The sequence below is a fragment of the Curtobacterium sp. MCSS17_015 genome, from assembly GCF_003234265.2.
GTDB lineage: Bacteria > Actinomycetota > Actinomycetes > Actinomycetales > Microbacteriaceae > Curtobacterium.
Map to the genome: position 1 here is coordinate 2,512,777 of NZ_CP126256.1, position 22,418 is coordinate 2,535,194.

The window sequence follows — 22,418 nt, forward strand, 5'->3', positions numbered from 1 at the left end:
CGTCCGCCACACCGTCCGTCAGCAGCAGCGCACCAGGAGCCAGCATGACCACCGTCACCCCCACCGCCGTGCCCACCGACCCCGTCCCGCCCGCCGCACTCGAGGCACTCCGCACCGAACTGGTCGACCTCCTCGGCGAGCGCGGGGTCAGCGCCGACGAACGGACGCGCACACGCGCCTCCGTCGACGAGGCGACAATGAGCCCGATCCTCAGCGAGCAGCTGCCGCTCGGGCTCGCGGACCTCGTCGCTTCCCCCGCGAGCGCCGACGAGATCGCCGCCACCCTGCAGGCCGCCGTCCGACACGGCGTCCCCGTGACCACCCGGGGCAAGGGCACCGGCAACTACGGTCAAGGGATCCCGCTGCACGGCGGCCTGGTGCTCGACACCTCCCGCGCCCGTGCCGTCGTCGAGGTCGGCGACGGCTGGATCACGGCCGAGGCCGGCACGTCGATGGTCGCCCTCGAACAGGCCGCCGCGGCCGCCGGGCAGCAGCTCTGGATGTACCCGTCCACCGCGCAGTCGACCATCGGCGGGTTCCTGTCGGGCGGTTCCGGGGGCACCGGGTCGATCGCGCACGGATCGAACTGGCAGGGCTTCGTCACGGCGCTCGACATCGCGCTGCCCGGTGAGCCCGGCCTGCGCCACGTCGAGGGCGAGGAGGCGCAGCCGTTCGTGCACACGTACGGCACGGCCGGGGTCATCGCCCGCGCGACCGTCCGACTCGAACCGCTGCAGGACTGGCGGGCCCTGTACGCGTCGTTCCCGACGTTCGAGCAGGCGCTCGCAGCCGTGCGCACCCTCCGCGGACTGACCCCGGTGCCGCGTCTCGTCAGCGCCGACCGCACCGAGGTCGCCGCCACCCTGCCGACCGACGCCGCCATCGTCGCCGGCCGTGCCAGCCTCCGCGGCATCATCGACGCGGTCACGCTCGACGAGGCGCGCGACCTGATCGGCCTGGCCGGCGGCACGGTCGAGGACGTCCGCGAGGGACTGCAGCAGACCACGAAGGTGTCGATGCTGTCCTACAACCACCCGATCTGGTGGCTGAAGCGGAACACGCCCGACACCGAGTACTTCCACGTCGAGGTCGGCGGCGAGGCGCTCATCGACCGGATCGCGGAGGTCGAAGCCGTGTACCCCGGCGGCATGCTGCACATCGAGGCGGCGCACCTCGGTCCGATCGGCATGCTCACCGCGCCCTACACCGGCGCCGAGGACGTCTACGCCGGGTACCCGCTGCTCCGCGACCTCGGCGTCCGCGTGCACAGCCCGCACCAGTACTACGTCGACCACGGGGTGGAGGAGCTGCTCGCCCTCAAGCAGCGCACCGACCCGGACGGGCTGCTCAACCCCGGGCACGTCATCGACCCGTCGCTCGTGCACTCCGGTGGGTCGACGGCGTCCGCGCAGCCCGCCGTCCCCGGGTTCGGCAAGTGAGCGGCGCGGTCGGCACGTCCACCGGCACCCGCAAGCTCGCCGAACTCTCCGGACCGGCCGTCGCCGCCGGTTTCACGGCCGACACGATCGTCGTCCAGCCGACCGGGGCCGTCGAGCACCACGGCCCACACCTGCCGCTGCTCACCGACTTCCTGCTCGCCGACCACATCGGCGGTGCCGCGGTCGAACGAGCGGCAGCGGAGGGACTCGACGTCTGGCAGCTCCCGACGCTCGCGTTCACGAAGTCGGACGAGCACAGCTGGGCGCCCGGCACCGTCTGGCTCGACGCCGACACGATGTTCGACACCGTCGTGCAGATCGGGCGGGCCGTCGCGCTGACCGGCGCCGGCACGCTGGTGTTCGCGAACGGGCACGGCGGGAACGCGGCCCTGCTGCAGGTCGCCCTCCGCGAGATCCGGAAGCGCTCCGGGTTGAAGACGTTCCTCATGCCGACCCTGGCCCGCGTGCCGGGGCCGGACGGCGAGGACGCCGACGAACGCGGCCTCGGCATCCACGGCGGAGCGGCCGAGACGTCGATGATCCTGCACCTGCGCCCGGACCTCGTCGACATGACGCTCGCCGACCGGTGGGTGCCGGACCACCTGGCGGACTTCGAGAAGATCGCGTTCAACGGCGGCCCGGTGTCGTTCGGCTGGTTGTCGGACGACTTCGGGCCGGCCGGGGTCGTCGGGGACGCGACCCGCGCCTCCCGGTCCTACGGCGCCGCACTGTGGGAGCACTCCCTCGCCGAGGCGGTGGCCTCGCTGCACGAGATCGCCCGCTTCGACCCCGCCGGTCCGCGGTGACCACGCTGCCGGGCCAGGCCACGGCAGCCGTCGACGGACCGTCGCCCGCGGACCCGCTCGAGCTCGCCGCGGCCTGGCTGCCGGCCGACGGATCGGCACCGGGGCCGACGATGACCCTGTCGACGATCGGGCTGGACGGCTACCCGTCCGCCCGCACCGTCCTGCTGTCCCGGTTCGACGGACAGCGCCTGCACTTCCACACCGACACCCGGAGCCGGAAGGCGGCCGAACTGGCGGCCGCTCCTCGGGCCTGCGTGACGATCGTCTGGCCGGAGGCGGCGCGCCAGCTCGTCGTCACCGGCGACGTCGCGCCGGTCACCGACCGGGAGGCCCGGCTCGCCTACTCCGCACGCACCCGGTATCTGCAGGTGCTCGCCTGGGTGAACGACACCGACCTCGCGGCCGAGACCGCCGCGGCTCGCCGGCAGCGATGGGCGGCGTTCGACGCCGAGCGCGGCGAGCGCCCGCTCGAGCCGCCGACGACGTGGGGCGGGTACGCGGTGACCCCGCGGCGGATGCTGTTCTGGCGGGGCGCGACGGACGGGCCGAGCAACCGCCTCGCCTACGAGCGGCGGTCGGACGGGTCGTGGCGGCTCGAGGCGTGGCCGGGGTGAAGACCAGGCCGGGTGCGGTGCCGGGGGATCCCCCGGGCCTCCCAGCCACTACCGGACGTCACGCATCACGCGGATCGTGCCGAGGCTGCCGTCGGTCGGGTCCGGCAGGACCATGCCGGCCTCGAGCCCGCTCCGCAGGTAGTCGACCACCTCGGCGGTCAGCCGCTCCCCCGGCACGTACGCGGGGATGCCGGGCGGGTAGGGCGTCGCCTGTTCCGCCGCGATGCGTCCCACCGCCTCCGCTGCCGGGACGGGCTCGGCGGGGGCGAAGAACGCCTCGCGCGGCGTGACCACCGACTCGAGCAGGATGCCCGAGCGGTCCGGCAACCGTACCGGAGGGTCCTGGTCGAGTCCGGGTGCAGCGGCGGCGAGGGCCTCGAGCGCGTCGACGAGCCGGTCGGTGGTGAAGTCGTCGTCGGCGACCGAGATGTCGATCCCGAGGTGCCGGTGGTCGGACAGCCCCAGATCGATCTGGTGGTGCTGCCGGATCCAGTCGAGGGCGTGGTACCCGGTGATCCCGAGCGGCTGGATGTCGAGCAGCATGCGCATCGGGTCGAGCTCGTGTGACGCCTCGGCGTGCAGCAGCTCGTCGTGCAGCACGCTGATCCCGTCGATGCCGTCGATGCGCTCCCGGGTGCGGTCCGCGAGTTCGATCGCACGCGCGATCCGCTCGGCACCGTCCTGCACCATGTGTCGCCGCCAGCCGTCCATCGCGGCGTAGACGAGCACGTTCGGGCTGGTCGTCATGAGCATGTCCGCGCAGGCCCACAGGTGGTCGTGGTCGACCAGGTCACCACGCACGTGCAACACCGAGCCCTGCTCGAACCCGAGCCCCATCTTGTGCACACTCGTGACGCAGACGTCCGCGCCCGCGCTCATCGCCCAGGTGGGCAGCTGGTCGGAGAACGGCAGGTGCGCACCCCACGCCTCGTCGACGATGAGGGGCTTGCCGCGCTCGTGGCAGACCGCGGCGATGCCCTCGATGTCGGCGCACGTCCCGTACGGCGTCGGGCTGACGACGACCGCGGCAGCCGCGTCGGGGTGGGCGTCCCACACCGCGGCGTAGTCCTCGGCCGACGGCGGGTGCGAGATGCCCTGGTCGGCGTCGACCCGCGGTTCCACCCAGTACGGCTGGAGCCCGGAGAACACCAGTCCCGCCGTGACCGACTTGTGGGCGTCGCGACCCATCAGGATGCCCCCCTCGATGCCCGCGACCGAGAGCATCGCCGCCTTCACGGACAGGGAGCTCCCGCACGTCGAGAAGAAGACGCGATCCGCTCCCACGGCGTCGGCCATCAGGGCCTCGGCGCGCGCGAGGTACCCGTTCGACGACGTCCGGTCGTCGAGGCCGCCGCTCGCGAGCACGTCGTTGCGGAACGGGTCCGTGCCGAGCACCGACAGGGTCTCGGTGTCCACGCCACGACCCTGGCGGTGCCCGGGCGGCGAGAAGCTGTACCGGTTCACCGCGTGGTGGTCCCGCAGGGCGTCGAGGATCGGGGCGACGGTGTGGTCGAGGTCTTCGGGCATGCTCCCCGTCTAGCCCGGTCGCCGTGGGGGTCGATCCAGTGTCACTCGGGGAGGACGACGAAGGCCCCGGAGATGATCTCCGGGGCCTTCGTGGTGGTGCGGTACTGTGCGCTCGAAGGGACTCGAACCCCCAACCTTCTGATCCGTAGTCAGATGCTCTATCCATTGAGCTACGAGCGCGTGGCCCTTGCGAGCCGTGGAAGACTCTACAACAGCTCCGGTCGCAGCGCCAATCGAGCACTGTCCGCCCGCGCAGTCGGCGTGTCGCCAGCGGTCAGGCGAGCGTCGGTTCCTCGTCGAACACCTCGGCCAGGAACACCTGCAGCGCCCGCCACGACCGGCGGTCCGCACGCTCCTGGTACTGCGCGCCGTGGTCGGGGGCATCGGTGCCGGGCACCGCGAAGGCGTGCATCGCGTCGGCGTAGGTGACGACCTGCCAGTCGACCTCGGGCGCACCGCGCATCTCGTCCTGCCAGGCGTGCACGGCCTCGTCCGGAACGACGGGGTCGGACCCGCCGGTGAGCACGAGGAGCTTCGCGCGGACCTCGTGCGCGTCCGAGGGGTCGTGCGTGATGAGCCCGCCGTGGAACGACACCGCCCCGGCCAGCGCGGCACCGGTGCGGGCGAGTTCCAGGGCGCCGGTGCCGCCGAAGCAGTAGCCCATCACGACGACCCGCGAGGCGTCGACGTCGGGGTCTTCGAGCAGTCGGTCCAGGCCCGCGAGCAGGCGCGCACGGAAGAGCGCGTTGTCGCCGTAGAACCGGCCGGCCACCTCGGCCGCGGTGTCGTCGGCGGGGCGGACGCCGGCGCCGTAGACGTCCGCGCCGAAGGCGACGTAGCCGAGCCGGGCGAGCATCGTCACCCGCGCCTCGACGTGTTCGTTCACCCCGTGCCAGTCGTGCACGACGAGCACGGCGGGGCGCGGTCCGGCGACGGCGGCGTCCTTCGCGAGCACACCCTGCAGGGGCGCGTCCTCGTGGACGTAGTCGACGCGCTCGACGCGGATGTCCGCGCCGGCGGGTTCGGGGACGGTGGAGAGGACGTCATCGATGGTGGTCACGTCTCCCGACCGTACGCCGAGCCCGGCACCGGACCTCAGCTGTCGACGTTGTCCCAGTCGTCCGGTCCGCCCGAGCCCGCGGCGTACTCGTCGAGCGGCACGTCCCCGGCCCGCCAGGCAGCGAGGAACGGCTCCACGACCTTCCACCCCTGCACGGCGCTGTCCCCGCGGACCGACAGCGTCGCGTCCCCTTCCAGGACACCGGCGAGCACCTCGCCGTAGGCACTGAGGCGGCCGGGGTTGAACGTCGTCGTCAGCGCGGTGTGGTCCACCGTGTACGGGTCGCCCGGGCCGTTCACGTTGAGCTCGAGCTGCATCTCGTCGGGAGCGATCCAGATGCAGAGCCGATCCGGCAGCACCGCTCCGGTCAGCCCGTTCGGCACGTGCGGCGAGTCCTTGAACGTGATGAGGATCTCGCGGCGCTGTTTGCCGAGCGCCTTCCCCGACCGCAGGGTGAACGGCACCCCGGCCCAGCGCCAGTTCGCGATCTCGAGCGTCAGCTGCGCCAGGGTCTCGGTGCCGAGCGACGGGTCCACGCCCTCCTCGTCGGCGTAGGACGGCATCGACCGGTCCCCCACCGCCCCGGCCGTGTAGCGCGCCCGCCTGCCCGCGGTGCGCGGGTCACCGCCCCACGGACGGACGGCGCGGAGCACGAGTTCCTTCTGCGTGCGCAGGTCCTCGGCGTCGATCGACGCGGGGGCCTCCATCGCGACGACCGCCATCACCTGGAGCAGGTGGCTCTGGATCATGTCGACCAGGGCGCCGGCCTTGTCGTAGTAGCGGGCACGACCCTCCAGTCCGAGGGTCTCGTCGTAGACGATGTCGACGCGCGCGACGTGCTGGGACGACAGCAGCGGCTCGATGATCCGGTTGGCGAACCGCAGGCCGAGCAGGTTGAGCACCGTGGACCGGCCGAGGAAGTGGTCGACCCGGTGGATCCGTGACTCCGGCAGGAACGAGTGCAGCAGGTCGTTGAGGTGCTCGGCGCTCTCGGCGTCGGTGCCGAACGGCTTCTCGAGGGCGAGACGGGTGTGCGCCGGCAGCTCGAGGTGCGCCAGCTGCTCGCAGCTCTTCTCGGTGACGGCGGGCGGCAGCGCGAAGTAGATCGCGGGGTCGTGCCGGCAGTCGCCGAGCAGCGTCCGCAGGTCGTCGGCGTCCGTCACGTCGGCCTTGCGGTAGGACGACGCGTCGACGACGGCCTGGAGGCGCGGGGACAGCCTGCTCTCACCGGTCGCGCCCTCGTCCTCCTCGTTCTTCGACGCCTGCGCGTCCTCGAAGGCCTCGTGCACGAGGTGCTTCCAGTCCGCGTCGGACAGGTCCTCGACCCCGGCGCCGACGAGCTGGATCTCCCAGTCCTCCTTCACCTCGAGGAGGGTCGCGAGGCCGGGCAGCAGCAGGCGCTTGGACAGGTCGCCGCTGGCTCCGAGGATGAGCAGTGTGGTCTGGAGGCTCGCCATGCCCCAGACCGTACTCACCGGTTCCCGAGCACGGCCGGGTCCCGCCGGTACGGTGGTGACGGTGCCGACGCGCGGGAGCGTCGGGACGGCGCGAGGGAGCACCATGTCGACAGAGGGCAACGTCCACGCACCCGGGACGGACCAGCAGTTCGCCGGTCCACCGCGGGTCGAGCCGCGGAGCGGACGACTGCGGGTCGCCGTGATCGGGACCGGGATGATCGCCGCCGTGCACGTGCGGGCGGCGCGGGCGGCCGGTGCCGACGTCGTAGGAGTGCTCGGCCGCACACACCGCCGGTCGGTCCAGGTCGCCGAGCAGCTCGGGGTCGAACGCGGGTACGAGGACCTCGACGCCGTGATCGCCGACCGGCCGGACGTCGTGCACGTCTGCACGCCGAACGACCAGCACCACCCCCAGGCCCTCGCCGTCATCCGCGCCGGGATCAACGTCGTGTGCGAGAAGCCACTCGCGGTCTCCGCCGAGCAGGCCGACGAGCTCGAGCGTGCGGCGATCGAGGCCGGGGTCGTCGCGACCGTGCCGTTCGTCTACCGCTACCACCCGATCGTCCGCGAGATCCGCTCGCGCATCGCCGACGGCGCCCTGGGCCGGGTCCTCGCCGTGCACGGGCACTACCTGCAGGACTGGATGCTCGACTCGGACGCTTCCTCGTGGCGGGTCGACTCCGGCGCGGGCGGTTCCTCGCGTGCCTTCGCGGACATCGGGTCGCACTGGTGCGACCTGGTCGAGTTCGTGACGGGTGAGCCGTTCGCCTCGGTCAGCGCGGTGACGGACATCGTCTACCCGACGCGGCCCGCAGCCTCCGGTCCGTCGTTCTCGGGCACGCCGGACCCCGACCCGATCGCCGACGCCGGCGAACGCGCCGAGGTCACGACCGAGGACACCGCGGTCGCGACCTTCCGGACCGGTAGCGGACGCATCGGCAACGTCGTCATCTCACAGGTCTCGGCCGGCCGGAAGAACCGGCTGTGGTTCGAGGTGGACGGCACCCTCGGGTCGGCCGCGTTCGACCAGGAGCAGCCCGAATCCGCCTGGTTCGGCAACGAGACCGGGGCGCAGATCGTCGTCCGCGACCCGTCGCAGGGGTCCCCCGACCAGCGCCGCCTGGCGGTCGTGCCGTCCGGACACCCGCAGGGCTACGTCGACGCCTTCGCCGCGTTCGTCGCGGACACGTACACCGCCGTCACTTCGGGGACCGCTCCGGAGGGTCTGCCGACCTTCGCGGACGGCGCCCGGTCGGCGCGCATCATCGACACCGTGGTCGCCAGCGCCGGCGACCACGCCTGGAGGGAGATCCGATGAAGCTGGGGATGCTGACGGCCTGCCTGCCGGGGTGGGACCTCGGCCGGATCGCAGAGTTCGCGAGCGCGGAGGGCTACGAGCGGCTCGAGGTCGCCGTCTGGCCCGGCACCGGCGGCCGCGACTTCGAGGCCGCGCACCTGCCCGTCGCGACCTTCACGGACGACGACGCCGCGGCCACCCGGGAGCTGCTCGACCGCACCGGCCTCGAGATCAGCGCCCTGGCCTACTACGAGAACAACCTGCACCAGGACCAGGACCGCCGTGCCGCCGTCAGGGAACACCTGTTCCATGCGGTCGACGCCGCCCAGCTGCTCGGCGTGCCGTACGTCGGCACCTTCATCGGCCGCGACACGACGAAGTCGGTGCGCGAGAACATGCGCCTCGGTGACCAGGTGCTGCCGGAACTGGTCGACTACGCCGGCGAACGCGGCGTCCGGCTCATCATCGAGAACTGCGTGATGGAGGGCTGGCACCCGGACGGCTACCCCGGCAACATCGCGTACTCCCCCGAGCTCTGGGACTGGGTCACCGGACTCGGCTTCGGGCTGAACTGGGACCCCTCGCACCTGACCTGGATCGGCATCGACCCGGTCGAGACGATCCTGCCGTTCGCCGAGCACATCGTGCACGCGCAGGCGAAGGACGTCGAGCTCTTCCCCGAGCAGCGCAACCGGTACGGCTTCTTCGGCAAGGTCGACAAGGGCGAGGACCCGTGGGAGATGGGCTGGTGGCGCTTCCGGGTACCCGGCCGCGGGGTCGTCGACTGGCCGCACGTGGTCGACCGGCTGTACGAGGCCGGCTTCACGGGCACGCTGTCCGTCGAGCACGAGGACCCGCTGTGGGGTGGCACGGACGTCAAGGTCCTCGAAGGCCTCCGGATCGCCCACCGGGCACTCCGGCCGCTCATCGCCGCCGAGTAGCGGCCGACGCCACCGGTCGCGAGGCCCGGTGCTGAGAACGCGTGGACCCGCCGCGAGCACCCTGGTGGCATGAGCCAGAACGTCAGCGAATTCGTCCTCGACCGCATCCAGGCGTGGGGCGTCACACGTGTGTACGGGTACCCCGGGGACGGCATCGGCGAGTTCGACGGCGCACTCGGCAAGGCCGACGGCAAGGGCGAGGGCGTCGAGTACATCCGCCCCACGCACGAGGAGATCGCCGCGCTCATGGCGACCGCGCACGCCAAGTTCACCGGCGAGGTCGGCGTCTGCATCGCGACCTCGAGCCCCGGGGCGTTCCACATGCTCAACGGGCTGTACGACGCCCAGATGGACAACCAGCCGGTCGTCGCGATCGTCGGGCAGCAGGGCCTCGCCGCGGTCGGCACCTTCACCCAGCAGGAGTCGAACCTCGAGCGGGTGTTCGCGGACGTCGCCTGCTACGTGGAGACCATCGCCACCCCGGACTCGGCGGGCGTCATCGTGGACACCGCCTTCCGCACCGCGTTGCTCCGGAAGCAGCCCGCCGTCATCGTGCTCCCGCACGACGTGCAGGCGATGAAGTGGTCGGAACCCGGCGCCGAGCACTGGGTCTCCCGGTCGAGCGACGTCCCCGCGTCGACCCGCATCACCCCGCCGGCCGAGGACGTCCGGAAGATGGCGGAGATCATCAACGCCGGGAAGAAGGTGACCTTCCTGGTCGGCGCGGGAGCCCGGGGTGCGGCCGACCAGGTGCTCGCCGCCGCCGAGAAGGCGGGAGCCGGCATCATCACGGCGCTGCGCGGCAAGGACGTCGTCCCCTCCGACGTGCCGTTCCACACGCAGCAGGTCGGGCTGCTCGGCTCCCGTCCGAGCCTGACCCAGATCAAGGAGTGCGACACGATCGTGCTCCTCGGCACGAACTACCCCTACGGCGAGTACCTGCCGGAGGTCGGGCAGGCGCGCGGCATCCAGGTCGACATCAAGCCGGAGCAGCTCGGCCTGCGCTACCCGAACGAACTCAACATGTGGGGTGACGTCGGGGCCACGCTCGACGCCGTGCTCCCGCTGCTCGAGCAGAAGACGGACCTGGGCTGGCAGGAGCAGCTCGCCGGCGAGATGCGCGAGTGGGAAGCTGAGATGGGCCGCCAGGCCGAGGTGTCGTACAGCGACGGGGTCAACCCGCGCCGGGTCATCCACGCGGTGAACGAGCGGTTGCCCGAGGGCGTCACGGTGACCTGCGACGCGGGCACCACCGCCGACTGGTACGGCCACCACATCCGTCTGCGGCGCGGGATGCGCGGGGACATGTCCGGACGCCTCGCCACGATGCTCGCCGCCATGCCCTACGCCGTCGCGGCGAAGTTCGCGTTTCCGGACCGCCCCGCGGTGTGCACGATCGGCGACGGCGCGTTCCAGATGCTCGGCATGAACGAGCTCATCACCGTGAAGAAGTACCTGGACCGCTGGCAGGACAAGCAGCTGGTCATCGTGGTCATGCACAACGACGACCTCGGGCAGGTCTCGTGGGAGATGCGGACCGAGGACGGCAACCCGATGTGGCGCGGCTCGCAGGACGTCGAGACGATGGACTACGCCGGGTACGCCGAGCTCCTGGGCTTCCAGGGGATCGCCGTGCACAGCGACGACGAGGTCGACGCGGCCGTCGAGCGGGCCTTCGCGCACCAGGGCGTGACCCTCATCGACGCCTACGTCAGCCGGAGTGTGCCACCGCTGCCGCCGCACATCACGGCCGAGTACGCCATGAACACGGCGAAGAGCCTGCTCAAGGGCGACCCGGTCGAGCTCGACGTCGTCAAGGACTCCGCGAAGGCGATGGCCGCCGAGGTCGTCGAGCGGGCGAAGGGCGCGCTCGGACGGGACTGACGGCTCGCCACGGGGGCGGGTGTTTCACGGAGTTGAACACCGTGTGACGCGCTCGCCCCGGGTCTGGCGTGTCGCCTGTGCGTGCTCGTAGGTTCTGGAGGTCGTGTCCCCCACCCGGGGGCAGAACCACCACACCAGGAGTCCTCACACCGATGAGCCCGTCCCACACCCCCGCGCCCACCACCAGGCGGAGGCACGGCATCGTCGCCGGCACCGCCCTCGCCACAGCCGGCGTCCTCGTCGCGCTCGGCGCCCCGGCCACCGCGGCCGAAGCGCCCGTCACCGGCACTGCCGTCGGCGACACGACGATCGACATCCTCGACGTCAACGACTTCCACGGCCGCATCGAGTCGGAGGGCACGACGGCCGACAAGGCCGCCGGCGCCGCGAAGCTCGCCGCGGTCGTGCAGGCGCAGCGCGAAGCCAACCCGAACACGATCTTCGCGAGCGTCGGCGACAACGTCGGCGCCTCGACGTTCACCTCCTTCGTGCAGCAGGACGACCCGACCATCGACGTGCTCGACCAGATGCGTCTCGACGTCAGCGCGATCGGGAACCACGAGCTCGACAAGGGCCAGGACGACCTGACCGGACGCATCGAGGACCGGGCGGACTGGCCGTACATCTCGGCCAACATCGTCAAGCAGGGCACCACCGACCCGGCCTTCACCCCGTGGTCCATCGTCGAGAAGGGCGGTGTCAAGGTCGGCTTCATCGGCGCGACCACCGAGGCGCTCATCCCCGGCCTCGTCAGCCCTGGCGGTGTCGAGGGCCTCGCGATGGCACCGATCGTCAGCTCGGTCAACCGGTACGCCGACGCACTCACCGACGGCGACGAGGCGAACGGCGAGGCCGACGTCCTCGTCCTGCTCGTGCACGAGGGCGCCACGACCGGAGCCCTCACCGACGCGACCGGCAGCGGTGCGTTCGGGCAGATCACCGGTGGAGTGTCCTCGAAGGTCTCCGCGATCGTCTCCGCACACACCCACGCGACGTACAACCACTCGATCCCGGGCCCCGACGGCACCCCTCGTCCGGTGATCCAGGCCGGCTCCTACGGCGTCTCCTACGGCCACCTCCGCATGACGGTCGCCGCCGACGGCACCCTCACCGGCATCACCTCCTCGGTCAAGCCGGTCAACACCGACCCGGCCGCGCCGGCGGACACGACCTCGGTCACCGCGGTCGCGAAGACCGTCGCGGACGCCAAGGCGATCGCCGACGTCAAGGGCAAGGAGCAGCTCGGCACCATCACCGGTGACCTGCGGCGCGCGCTGCAGTCCGACGGCAAGACCGAGAACCGCGGCGGCGAGTCCACGCTCGGCAACAACATCGCAGAGGTCCAGCGCTGGGCGACCGAGCGCCAGGGCTCCCAGGTCGCGTTCATGAACCCGGGCGGCCTCCGCACGGACCTCGTGTACGCGTCGAGCGGTGCCGGGGACCCCGACGGCAGCGTCTCCTACAAGGAGGCCGCCCTCGTGCAGCCGTTCGCGAACACCCTCGTCACCGAGGACATGACCGGGCAGCAGATCAAGGACGCGCTCGAACAGCAGTGGCAACCGGACGGTCTCGAGCGTCCGTTCCTCAAGCTCGGTGTCTCGGCGGGCTTCGCCTACACGTACGACCCCGCGAAGGGCCGCGGGGAGCGCATCACCGGCATGACCCTCGACGGCGAGCCGATCGCCCTCGACGACACCCTCAAGGTCACGGTCAACTCGTTCCTGTCGACGGGCGGCGACAACTTCGCGGCCTTCGCAGCCGGCACGGACAAGGCCGACTCCGGCCAGGTCGACCTGCAGGCCCAGGCGGACTACTTCGCGGCGCACGACGCCGTCGAGCCGCCGATGGACCAGCGTGCGGTCGGTGTCACCACGACGCCGGAGCCCGAGGGCGGCTTCCAGCCCGGCGACGAGGTGACCGTCGACCTGTCGTCGCTGGTCTTCAGCAACGCCGGTGACCAGAGCGGCACGGTGTCCGTGTCGGCCGGCGGGACGGAGCTCGCGTCCGCCCCGATCGACACCACGGTGGTCGACAAGACCGACGAGCAGGGCCGCGCCTCGCTCACCTTCACCGTCCCGGAGCCCGGCGCGGCGACCCCGGGTGAGCCCGCCGAGCGGGCCGCGGATGCCCGCCTGGCGGCCGCCGCGGTCGAGACCTCGGACGAGCCGCTCGTGGTCGAGTTGCCGAACGGGCAGCAGATCACGCTCGCCGTCACCGTCCCGGTGCTCGTCGCGCCGGCGCCCGGCGAGGAGCCGGTGCCGGCTCCGGGCACCGACCCGACGGACCCGGCCGACCCGGCCGATCCGACGGACCCGACCGTGCCCGGTGCGACCGACCCGGACGGCGGGCTCGTCGCGGTCCCGATCGCCGGTGGCGGCTTCGACGACGTCGATGGTGGGCCCCTGGCCTACACGGGTGCCGAGATCGCCGGACCGGCCCTCGCCGCGGCCCTCCTGCTCCTCGCAGGGGTCACCGCGCTGGTGCTGGTCCGCCGGAAGCGGGCCGCGCGCGAGGCGACGGTCCGCGCGGACGGCTGACGGGCCTCCCGGCCACGCCGCTCGACACGGAACGGGCCCTCCCACCGCACCGGTGGGAGGGCCCGTCCCGTGTCCGCGGCCGGGAGGCGCGCCCCACGGCCGTCCCCGGACCGGACGGGTCGACCGGGGTCGGTTTCCGCAGCGCGCCGCGGTACGCTGCTCCCGTCGCGACTCGCGATGCATCGCGCCGGGTCACCGGACGGTGGTTCCGCCCGTCGAGACCCCGCGGTGCGGGTGTCCTCCGCCTCCAGGGAAACGGCGGAGGACACCCCCTCCCACATCCGGTGCCCTCGAGGTGCGGTTGGATGGTCTCCATGAACCTGCTGACCGTCGACGGGCTGGCGGCCGTGACGAACGTGCTCGACCTCGCCGGGGTCTTCGCGTCCGCCCTGCTCGGCGGGTCGATCGCGCGGACCATGGACTTCGACCTGTTCGGGTTCCTCGTCGTCGGGTTCGTGTCGGGACTCGGGGGCGGTCTGCTCCGCGACGTGCTGCTGCAGAACGGACCGCCCGTCGCCCTGACCGACCCGCTGTACCTGCCGGTCGCCGTCGCCGGCGCGCTCGTGGCGTTCTTCGTGTCGTTCTCCGAACGCACCTGGGACCGCCTGTTCACCGTGCTCGACGCCGCCGTCATCGGGTTCTGGGCGGTCGTCGGCGTGCAGCGCACCTTCGACGCCGGGCTCGAGTGGCCCGCCGCGATCATCATGGGCACCGTGACCGCGGTCGGCGGCGGGGCCATGCGCGACATGCTGCTCCGCCGGGTGCCGGCCGTGTTCGGCGGGAACGCGCTCTACGCCACCGTCGCGGTCGCCGCCTCGGCCGTGATGGTGATCGCGTCGTACCTCGGCTCGCCCTCGATCGGGATCCTCGTCGCGATCCTGCTCTCGCTCGTGCTGCGCTGGGGGGCGGTCCGACGCGGCTGGGGTCTGCCGAACGGCCGCAACTGGCAGCCGCAGTCACAGCTCGCGTCCCTGCTGCGCCGCGGGCGCGGTCGGGGCCGCAGACTCGTCCGCCCCGAGGCCGTCCGGCTGCTCCGCCGCCCGGGTCGCCGTGCCGGAGCGGGCAGCGTGCACACCGACCCGGAGACGCCACATCCCGCGGACCCCGACCAGGGCTGACACCGCCGCTGGGATCGGCGACCGACCCGTCGTACACTCGAGACCGCCGGGTATCGACCCGGCCGCACCCTCACGGACGTCGGACCGACGTGACCCGAAGACGGCGGTCTCGCCCGTGACGTGCGGGCACGAGGGGCCACCGCACCGCGCGAGGTCAGGCGCACGGCGCGGCTCCCCGGCCCGCAGGCGCACCGCCACCACCACCGGCAGCGCCGACCGCCCCGCACCAGCAGAGTCCCGGAACAGGATCCGATGGCCGACGCAACCGCTCCGGGAACACCCGGACCACGCTCCGACCGAGCGACCTCGGTCCCGCGCACACCCCGCTCCGAGGTCCGCGAGCGCCTGCTCACCGCCGGCGCCCGCGTGTTCGCCGAGCAGGGCGTGCACGAGGCCCGGCTCGACGACGTCGCCGCCGCCGCCGGCTTCAGCAAGGGCGCCGTCTACTCCAACTTCTCGTCGAAGGAGGACCTCGTCGCCCACGTCATGCAGCGGGCCACGAACCTCGTGCTCCGGTCGCTGCAGGAACTCGTCCGGGTCGACATCGAGGCCGTGGACGTCGGCGACGCCGTCCGTGCGGCGTTCGGTCGGCACGACCAGAGCGCCCAGTTCGCCCTGCTGTCCGAGCTGCGGGGCTACGCGATCCGGCACCCCGAGTTCATGCCCGAGTTCGTCCGGCAGCGCCGGCACCTGCACGACGGCGTCCGCGAACTCGTGCATCGGTGGTTCGCCGCGCACCCGGACGTCGAGCCCGGCATGCCGCTCGACACCTTCGCGGCGCTGCTCGTCGCGGCGAACTCCGGGATCGTCTTCGACGCGCCCGCGCTCGACGGCGTGGACCCGGGCGACGCCGTCGCCGCCATGGTCGAGGCGGTCATCCGGCCGAGGTGACCGGCCGTCCGTGTGACCACGCCGACGACGGCAGCAGGCTCGGCGGGAGCAGTCGTGCACGCACCAGCCGCCGGCGGGAGACCGACGCGTCGGACGCGGAACGGGCCTCCCGGAGCGCCGTCAGGAGCGTTTGCGGGTCGACTGCGCCGCCCGCCGCGTAGCGCTCGCGGTCGACCGCGTCGACGACGGTCTGCAGGTGCGGCAGCACGGACGGCGGCACCGTCGTGCGGAGCCGTCCGAGCACCGCGCGCGCCGTCCGGGCGGCGGCCGCGGCGTCACCGGGTGGTGCCGCGGCCGGGGGGAACCCGTGGTCGGCGAGGTCGTCGAGGAGTTCCCGCCAGGCCGTCACCGCCGGGTCGCGACCGGCCGCCACCGCGGCGGTGCGTCGGTGCCGACGGAACGCCCGCAGCACGCCGGGGGTGACGAGGAGCACCAGCGCGAGGAGCACCCCGACGAGCCCGCCCCAGGCCGTGGAGGCGCCCCCACCGCCCGTCCCGCCGGCCGCGTCCGCACCCGCGGACGCGCTCGGCTCGGCGCTCGGCGACGCCGTGGGAGCGGTCGTCTCACCCGGAGCGGGCAGGGGCGTCTCGGAGGGCACCGCCGAGGGGGTCGAGGTCGGGGTCGAGTCCGCCTGTGCTGCGCCGTCGGACTCCGGTGTCGGCTCGAACGACACCCAACCCGCGCCGCGGATGTACAGCTCCGGCCACGAGTGCAGCTGCCGGTTCGACACCGTGTACTGGCCGTCCTCCCGTGCCGCACCGGCGCGGTAGCCCACGGCGACGCGGGACGGGATGCCGAGGGTACGGGCCATCACGGCCATGGCGGAGGCGAAGTGCACGCAGTAGCCCGAGCGCTCGCGCAGGAAGGTCGCGACGACGTCCATGCTGTCACCGTCGTAGCCCCGCTCGACGGGTGCCGTCTCGGAGTAGGTGAACAGGCCGCTGCGGAACCAGGACTCGAGGGCGCGCGCCCGCTCGTAGTCGGACGCCGTGCCGCCCTCGACGCGGGCGGCGGTGTCGCCGATGACGGCGGGCAGGTCGTCCGGCAACGCGGTGTCGATCCGGAGCTGCTCCGCCGACGGGGTCCGGAAACCGCGCCCGTCCGCCTGGGCGAGCCGGCCGGAGGCGGCCACCGCATCGAGGTAGGCGTTCGCCGAGACCGAGGCGCCGTACGCCTCGTACGTCGCACCCCGAGCGGTCGCCGGGCCCGTGGACCGCACGGTGTTCGTGTCCCCGGACCAGCGCCACTGCCCGAGGTCGAGGTTCGTCGACTTCGACTCGATCGACATCGCGCCGGCCGGCAGCGGCAGGTAGTTGCTCGACAGACCGGTGATCTGCACCGTCACGTCGGCGCGACCCGCCAGGCGCGGGTTCACGCCGACCGCCCACCGCGACTGGTCGGCCGTGTCGGCGGTGCTCGCGTCGGTCACCGTCGGGACCCAGTCCCCCGAGCCGAACTCGTCCAGGTCCGCGAGCTTGAGGTACTGCGGCCGCCCGTCGGCCGAGCGGTACCGGAACACCTCGAGCTCGCTCGGCCGGCGGAGGTCCTGCCCGAGTTCGAGCAGCGTGCCCGGACGGCCCGGCTGGATCGGGGACCGCACCGACCCCGTGACGCCGGAGAGCCACCCGGAGTCGAGGGGGACGAGTGCCGGCAACCCGACCGCGACGACGAGTCCCATCACGCCCACCACGGCGGCAGGCAGCACCCGCTGCACCGGGCGGACCGAGGTCCAGAGCAGCGCGAGGAAGGCCACCGCGGTGAGGACCACGAGCCACGCCGCCGGCGCCTCACCGGTGATGATGCCCGGCACGAGCAGGATCACGAGCGCGGGCACGGCCGCGAGCGCCGCCGTCGGGGCGATCGCAGCGAGGAACAGCGACGCCCCCGCGACCCAGGCGATCGCCACGGTCACGACCAGGCGGATCGCGTCGGTCTGCGGCAACGGCGCGGGGTTGAGCCGGATCGCCGCCAGCGTCTGCCCGAGCGCACCGTCCCGGTCGAGCCACCCGAGCGGTGCCGAGTCGTTGAGGAGCGCGACCGCGCACGAGCCGAGGACGAGCGCGCCGACGAGGGCGGCGAACCGGACACCGCGGGGGCGGGAGCGGACGGCCAGCACGACGGCGACGAGCACAGCCACGACGACGCCGCCGGACACCCACCACGAGATGCCCTGCAGCAGTGGGCGCATCGCGAGGGCCGCGATGAGCACGGGCACGGGGGCCAGGGCGACGACCCGGGCGTCCGGGCCGTCGTGCCGGCGGTCGTCCCGGTCGAGGACCTGTCGGACGTCGACCCGCGGTCGTGGTCGACTCGGGGTGGTGGCGGTCATCGGCGGCGTCCGTCCGCGGTCGTGACGGCGGTCACCGGGCGTGCCCCACCGTCGAGCTGCCCGGCACGGGGACGACGAGGACGCGCCACCCGGCTCGGTCGAGGACGCCGCGCACGGCCGGGTCCGGCGGGACGACCGTGACGAGCACGCCCCGGCTGGACCCGTTCGTGGCGGAGACGAGTTCCGCGGCCTGCTCGGGGGTGCAGCGACCGGTGACGACGGCCGTCATGCCGTGCACGTCCCGCCCGCGCACGCCGTGCAGCACGTCGGTCACGTCGCGGGCTCCGCTGCGCACGTGCACGTCCGCGAGCCCGACGAGGACCTCGGACAGGCCGCCGGCGTCGCCGCTGTGACGCACGTCGCCGCCCGGCTCGTCCGTCACCAGGGCGACACGTGAGGTCCGCGCGGACAGCGCCCTGGCGACGCTGGCGGCCACCACGACGGCGTGCTCGAAGGCCTGGTCGCCGCCGAGGTCGGACAGCTCCGCCAGGTCGTCGCGGCCGAGCTGCTGGTACGCCTCGCGCCGGACGTCGAGCGCGACGACGGCCTCCGGCGGCTGCGCCTGGGTGGTCTGGCGGACGTGCAGACCGCCACGCTTCGCGCTCTGCCCCCAGTGCACGCGGCGGATCGGGTCGCCGGGTCGGTACGGACGCAGTTCGCTGTCGTCGGCGGAGCCGCCCTGCCCGACCCGGCCCTCGTCGGCGGAGACGGCCCCGGCGAGCGCACCGGTGTCGAGCGCGGCGAGCGGGACGGACCCGGGGACGACGACGACCTCCTCGGCGGACACGACCGGCCGGTCGATGCGGAGCAGCCCGAACGGGTCCTCGACCCGGACCGTCACCGGGCCGACGAGGCCGCGCCCGCGGGAGATCGCGAGCGCCTCGACGTCGAGCACGGCCGGCGGCGACGCCGGTCCGACCGCCAGCAGCGACGTCGGCTCGGCGGTGCTGACGAACAGGTCGTCGAGCTGCTCCCGGACGAGCAGCGTCGACCGCGGCGCGAACCGCATGGCGGAGCCGCGCAGGGTCACCCGTTCGCGGTAGACCTCGCCGACCTGCACGACGGCGCGCGGCGCGGACCGGGAGGCCCGGAGCGGCGCCGCCACGGCCAGTGCGGTGACGACGCCGAGCACGACGAGGACGACGAGCAGCAGACCGGCGGTCACGGCGACGCTCATCGACGTGACGAGGCCGGCAGCGACGAGGCCGATCCCGGCCACGAGGACCGTCCAGCCGCGGGGCGTCGGGCGTGGGAAGGGCGTCCGTCGCAGCATCCCGAGACCCCGCCGGCCGTAGCGGGACACCGCGGACCGTGCGGCGCCGGTGCGTCGCGCGAGCCGCCCGGCGTCGGGCCGCTGGTCCGCCATCAGGACCGGACGGGCGTGGCGGTGAAGGGCACCGCGGTGTCGGCGACGATCCGGACCACGATCTCACGGGCGGTGTCCTCCGCCGAGCCGCCGAGGCCGCGGGCGACCGGGACGAGCCGGTGCGCGAGGACGATCGGCGCGAGGGCGGCGACGTCGTCGGGCGTGACGAACGGGCGACCGGCGAGGGCCGCGTACGCGCGTGCGGCCTGCGCCAGGTGCAGGGTGGCACGGGGGCTGGCGCCGAGGAGCAGGTCGGGGTGCGTCCGGGTGACGCGGACGATCTCGACGATGTACGCCTCGACGTCGGCTGCGATGTGCACCGTGCGGACGGCGGCGATCATCGAGCGCAGGGTGTCCACGTCGACGACCGGGCGGAGGTCGCTCAGCGGGTCGTGTCGACCGCGGGCGGACAGCATCCGCCGTTCCGCCTCGGGGCTCGGGTAGCCCATCGCGATGCGCGCCATGAACCGGTCGCGCTGGGCCTCCGGCAGCGGGTACGTGCCCTCCATGTCCACCGGGTTCTGCGTCGCGACGATCATGAACGGGGACTCGAGCGGTCGGGTGACGCCGTCGACGGTGACCTGCGACTCGGCCATCGCCTCGAGGAGCGCCGACTGGGTCTTCGGGCTGGTGCGGTTGATCTCGTCGCCGATCACGACGTTCGCGAAGACCGGACCGGGTGAGAACCGGAAGGTGCCGGACGACTGGTCGTAGATGTTCACCCCGGTCACGTCCGACGGGAGCATGTCGGAGGTGAACTGGATGCGGTTCACCGAGCCCCCGACCGAGGCGCCGAGCGCCTTCGCGAGGACCGTCTTGCCGACGCCGGGGACGTCCTCGACGAGCAGGTGGCCCTCGGCGAGCATGACGGTCAGCGCCGTGCGGATCGCCTCGGGCTTGCCGTCCACCACGGTCGCGACCGACGAGACGATGGCCGCCCCGGCGTCCTGGATCCGGTCGATCGGGACGGTCTGGTGGGTCAGCTCCGGCACGCAGGTCTCCTCGCCGCTGGGTCGATGTGCGGCGATGCTACATCGACGCGGTGACAGCGACCGGAGGATGCGTCACCGAACGCGCGGTGCGGACGGGAGACCCGATCGGTCGGGCGACGCGGTACCGGTGCGCATCCACGCTCCGCGGCCGGCGTCAGTCAGCGGGCAGGGGCGACAGGTTGAGCGACCAGAGGGCGACGCCGTGCACGCCGAGTTCCCGTGCGAGGTCCCGCCGGACCTCGTAGGAGCGGGCGTCGGACCAGTGCAGTGCGCGGCCGTCGTCGAGCGTCGCCGACCACTCCCCCGTCCGGTCCGACCACTCCGCGCCGTCACCGGCCAGACGTGCAGCCGCCGCCGCGGGGATCGGTGCGGCGTCCGAACCGGCACCCCATGCGTACCCGTACCCCGCGACGCCGACGTCGATCCGCTCGGCCGGGACCCCGCCGTCGACCGCGGTCCGCACCGCTTCCTGCGCCCAGGACAGCGCGCCGATCGTGCCGGGGCCTCCCCACGGCCCGTGCTGGTCGTAGGTCATGAGCACGACGCGGTCGAGGTGCTCGGCGAGCCGGTCGAGGTCGTAGCCCCGGTCCCGGTACTCCGCCGGGTCCGTCGACGACATCATCGCGATCGACACCTCGGCGCGGTCGCCGAGCCGGTCGTGCACGGCCGCGCGCAGTTCCCGCGCGAAGGCGACGAGGCCGTCGCGGTCCTGGTCGCGCATCGACTCGAGGTCGATCTGCACGCCGTCCGTCCCGAGTTCCGCGGCGAGGTCGACGAGCTGCCCGACGACGCGCTCGCGGTTCGCCACCGACGACAGCAGTGCCGTGGCCCCCTCGGGCGAGAAGTCCCCGACCGCCGACGAGTAGTTGCTGAAGAGCACCTCGGTCGTGGCCCCGGCGTCCGCAGCGACGCCCACGAGGTCGCCGAGTCCGTCGGGCGTCTCGAGCAGGTGCGTCCCGTCGTCCGACAGCGCCGCGCCGTCGACGCCGATCACCGTGGCGCCGCGGTCGACGGCGGTCCGCACCCGCTCGGCCGCTCCGCGACCGGGCTCGACGTACCCCTCGACGGCGCTGCCGTCCCCACCGCCGACGGCGCTGCGGTCCGCAGGGCCGCCGGCGCTGCAGCCGGACAGCAGGAGGGCGGCGACCGCCACGGTCGTCGCTGCCGTCGTCACCCGCCGCATCACCCGCTCACCGTAACGGACCGGTCGGGCAGGACGGGCCTCCCGGTCGTCGCCGTCCGTCGACCGACGTCGCCGTGGCGGTGCCGCTCGACTACCCGAAGCGGCCGTTGACGTAGTCGGCGGTCCGCGGGTCGCGCGGGGTGCCGAACATCGCCTCGGTCGGGCCGTGCTCCACGATCGCGCCGGGGGTGCCGGCCTCGGCCAGGAAGAAGGCGCACCGGTCGGAGACGCGCTGTGCCTGCTGCATGTTGTGGGTGACGATCACGACGGTGACGTCCTGTGCGAGCTCGGTGATGGTCTGCTCGATGCGACGCGTCGACGTGGGGTCGAGCGCGGAGCACGGCTCGTCCATGAGGAGCACGCGCGGCCGGACCGCCAGCGACCGGGCGATGCAGAGGCGCTGCTGCTGGCCGCCGGAGAGCCCGCCACCGGCCTGTCGGAGGCGGTCCTTGACCTCGTTCCAGAGCCCGGCCTTCGTGAGGGTCTCCTCGACCAGGTCGGCCTTCCCGCTCTTGTCGAGCTTGACCCCCGTGAGCGCGAGGCCGGCGAGGACGTTGTCCGCGATGCTCATGGCGGGGAAGGGGTTCGGCTTCTGGAACACCATGCCGATCTGGCGGCGGGCCTCGGTGATCCGACGCGAGGCGTCGTAGATGTCGACGTCGTCGAGCAGGACCTCGCCGGCCAGCGACGCGCTCGGGACGAGTTCGTGCATCCGGTTCAGGGTGCGGAGGAAGGTGCTCTTACCGCAGCCCGAGGGGCCGATGAGCGCGGTGACCTGGCCGGCGGGCATCGTCAGCGAGACGCGGTCGAGCACCTTGTGGTCACCGAACCAGGCGGACACCTCCCGGGCGTCGAGGGTCGCCGGGGTGGCGGTCGGGATCAGCTCGGTGGGGGCGGCTGCGGCGTCGGGTGTGAACCAGCTGTCGAACTCGTCGACCATGGTGGCGGTGTCGGTCATGGGGGCCTTTCCGGTCATC

The 22,418-nt window shown here is 73.1% G+C and carries 17 protein-coding genes and 1 tRNA gene; 9 read left to right on the top strand and 9 right to left on the bottom strand.

The window, feature by feature from the left end; all coding sequences use genetic code 11:
- Positions 1-44: 44 nt before the first annotated feature.
- Genes DEJ18_RS11925 through DEJ18_RS11935 form a run of 3 tightly spaced genes read left to right on the top strand, consistent with a single transcriptional unit; the run spans position 45 to position 2,859 of the window.
- On the top strand, positions 45-1,439 hold the full coding sequence (locus DEJ18_RS11925; protein WP_111210678.1) for an FAD-binding oxidoreductase: 1,395 nt from the start codon (positions 45-47) through the stop codon (positions 1,437-1,439).
- The gene (locus DEJ18_RS11930; protein ID WP_111210677.1) at positions 1,436-2,245 is read left to right on the top strand and encodes a creatininase family protein; all 810 of its coding nucleotides are present in this window, start codon (positions 1,436-1,438) and stop codon (positions 2,243-2,245) included. The genes DEJ18_RS11925 and DEJ18_RS11930 overlap by 4 nt, the downstream gene beginning before the upstream one ends.
- Entirely contained in the window at positions 2,242-2,859 is a 618-nt protein-coding gene (locus DEJ18_RS11935) for a pyridoxamine 5'-phosphate oxidase family protein (protein WP_220034325.1), read from the top strand. The genes DEJ18_RS11930 and DEJ18_RS11935 overlap by 4 nt, the downstream gene beginning before the upstream one ends.
- 48 nt (positions 2,860-2,907) lie before the next feature.
- Here the strand turns inward: DEJ18_RS11935 and DEJ18_RS11940 are convergent, their stop codons facing one another.
- The 4 genes from DEJ18_RS11940 to DEJ18_RS11955 all read right to left on the bottom strand — a co-directional run bounded on the left by DEJ18_RS11940 (position 2,908) and on the right by DEJ18_RS11955 (position 6,903).
- Positions 2,908-4,386, bottom strand: coding sequence for an aminotransferase class I/II-fold pyridoxal phosphate-dependent enzyme (locus DEJ18_RS11940; protein ID WP_111210676.1), 1,479 nt, complete (start codon positions 4,384-4,386; stop codon positions 2,908-2,910).
- A gap of 107 nt (positions 4,387-4,493) precedes the next feature.
- A tRNA-Arg gene (locus tag DEJ18_RS11945) sits at positions 4,494-4,566 on the bottom strand.
- A 94-nt stretch (positions 4,567-4,660) separates the two neighbouring features.
- Positions 4,661-5,446: a dienelactone hydrolase family protein gene (locus DEJ18_RS11950; RefSeq protein ID WP_111210675.1), complete on the bottom strand. Its 786-nt coding sequence runs from the start codon at positions 5,444-5,446 to the stop codon at positions 4,661-4,663.
- A 35-nt stretch (positions 5,447-5,481) separates the two neighbouring features.
- A complete protein-coding gene (locus DEJ18_RS11955; RefSeq protein ID WP_111210709.1) occupies positions 5,482-6,903 on the bottom strand; it encodes a glucose-6-phosphate dehydrogenase in 1,422 nt (473 codons plus the stop codon).
- 103 nt (positions 6,904-7,006) lie between these two features.
- On the opposite strand from DEJ18_RS11955, the gene DEJ18_RS11960 reads away from it, so the two are divergent.
- The 6 genes from DEJ18_RS11960 (at position 7,007) to DEJ18_RS11985 (ending at position 15,571) form a co-directional block, all read left to right on the top strand.
- Complete coding sequence (locus DEJ18_RS11960) at positions 7,007-8,221, top strand: Gfo/Idh/MocA family protein (protein ID WP_111210674.1); 1,215 nt, start codon at positions 7,007-7,009, stop codon at positions 8,219-8,221.
- Positions 8,218-9,141, top strand: coding sequence for a sugar phosphate isomerase/epimerase family protein (locus DEJ18_RS11965; RefSeq protein ID WP_111210673.1), 924 nt, complete (start codon positions 8,218-8,220; stop codon positions 9,139-9,141). The genes DEJ18_RS11960 and DEJ18_RS11965 overlap by 4 nt, the downstream gene beginning before the upstream one ends.
- Before the next feature lie 69 nt (positions 9,142-9,210).
- Entirely contained in the window at positions 9,211-11,025 is a 1,815-nt protein-coding gene (locus tag DEJ18_RS11970; RefSeq protein ID WP_111210672.1) for a thiamine pyrophosphate-requiring protein, read from the top strand.
- Positions 11,026-11,177: 152 nt separating this feature from the next.
- On the top strand, positions 11,178-13,562 hold the full coding sequence (locus tag DEJ18_RS11975) for a bifunctional metallophosphatase/5'-nucleotidase (protein WP_111210671.1): 2,385 nt from the start codon (positions 11,178-11,180) through the stop codon (positions 13,560-13,562).
- Positions 13,563-13,876: 314 nt separating this feature from the next.
- Positions 13,877-14,680 carry a trimeric intracellular cation channel family protein gene (locus DEJ18_RS11980; RefSeq protein ID WP_111081587.1) on the top strand — a complete coding sequence of 268 codons (804 nt, stop codon included), beginning with the start codon at positions 13,877-13,879 and terminating at the stop codon, positions 14,678-14,680.
- Positions 14,681-14,932: 252 nt separating this feature from the next.
- Positions 14,933-15,571, top strand: a complete 639-nt coding sequence (locus DEJ18_RS11985) for a TetR/AcrR family transcriptional regulator (RefSeq protein ID WP_111210670.1) — start codon at positions 14,933-14,935, stop codon at positions 15,569-15,571.
- Here the strand turns inward: DEJ18_RS11985 and DEJ18_RS11990 are convergent.
- From DEJ18_RS11990 to DEJ18_RS12010, 5 genes are all read right to left on the bottom strand, one after another.
- Positions 15,555-17,900: a transglutaminase TgpA family protein gene (locus DEJ18_RS11990; protein ID WP_111210669.1), complete on the bottom strand. Its 2,346-nt coding sequence runs from the start codon at positions 17,898-17,900 to the stop codon at positions 15,555-15,557. The genes DEJ18_RS11985 and DEJ18_RS11990 overlap by 17 nt on opposite strands.
- Positions 17,901-17,931: 31 nt before the next feature.
- The gene (locus tag DEJ18_RS11995) at positions 17,932-19,266 is read right to left on the bottom strand and encodes a DUF58 domain-containing protein (protein WP_111210668.1); all 1,335 of its coding nucleotides are present in this window, start codon (positions 19,264-19,266) and stop codon (positions 17,932-17,934) included.
- Complete coding sequence (locus tag DEJ18_RS12000; RefSeq protein WP_258371130.1) at positions 19,266-20,258, bottom strand: AAA family ATPase; 993 nt, start codon at positions 20,256-20,258, stop codon at positions 19,266-19,268. The genes DEJ18_RS11995 and DEJ18_RS12000 overlap by 1 nt, the downstream gene beginning before the upstream one ends.
- 154 nt (positions 20,259-20,412) lie before the next feature.
- Positions 20,413-21,441 carry a glycosyl hydrolase family 18 protein gene (locus tag DEJ18_RS12005; protein WP_220034324.1) on the bottom strand — a complete coding sequence of 343 codons (1,029 nt, stop codon included), beginning with the start codon at positions 21,439-21,441 and terminating at the stop codon, positions 20,413-20,415.
- 91 nt (positions 21,442-21,532) lie between these two features.
- Positions 21,533-22,399 (bottom strand): phosphate ABC transporter ATP-binding protein, encoded by an 867-nt coding sequence (locus tag DEJ18_RS12010; protein ID WP_258376936.1) that lies wholly within the window; start codon positions 22,397-22,399, stop codon positions 21,533-21,535.
- Positions 22,400-22,418: the final 19 nt, after the last annotated feature.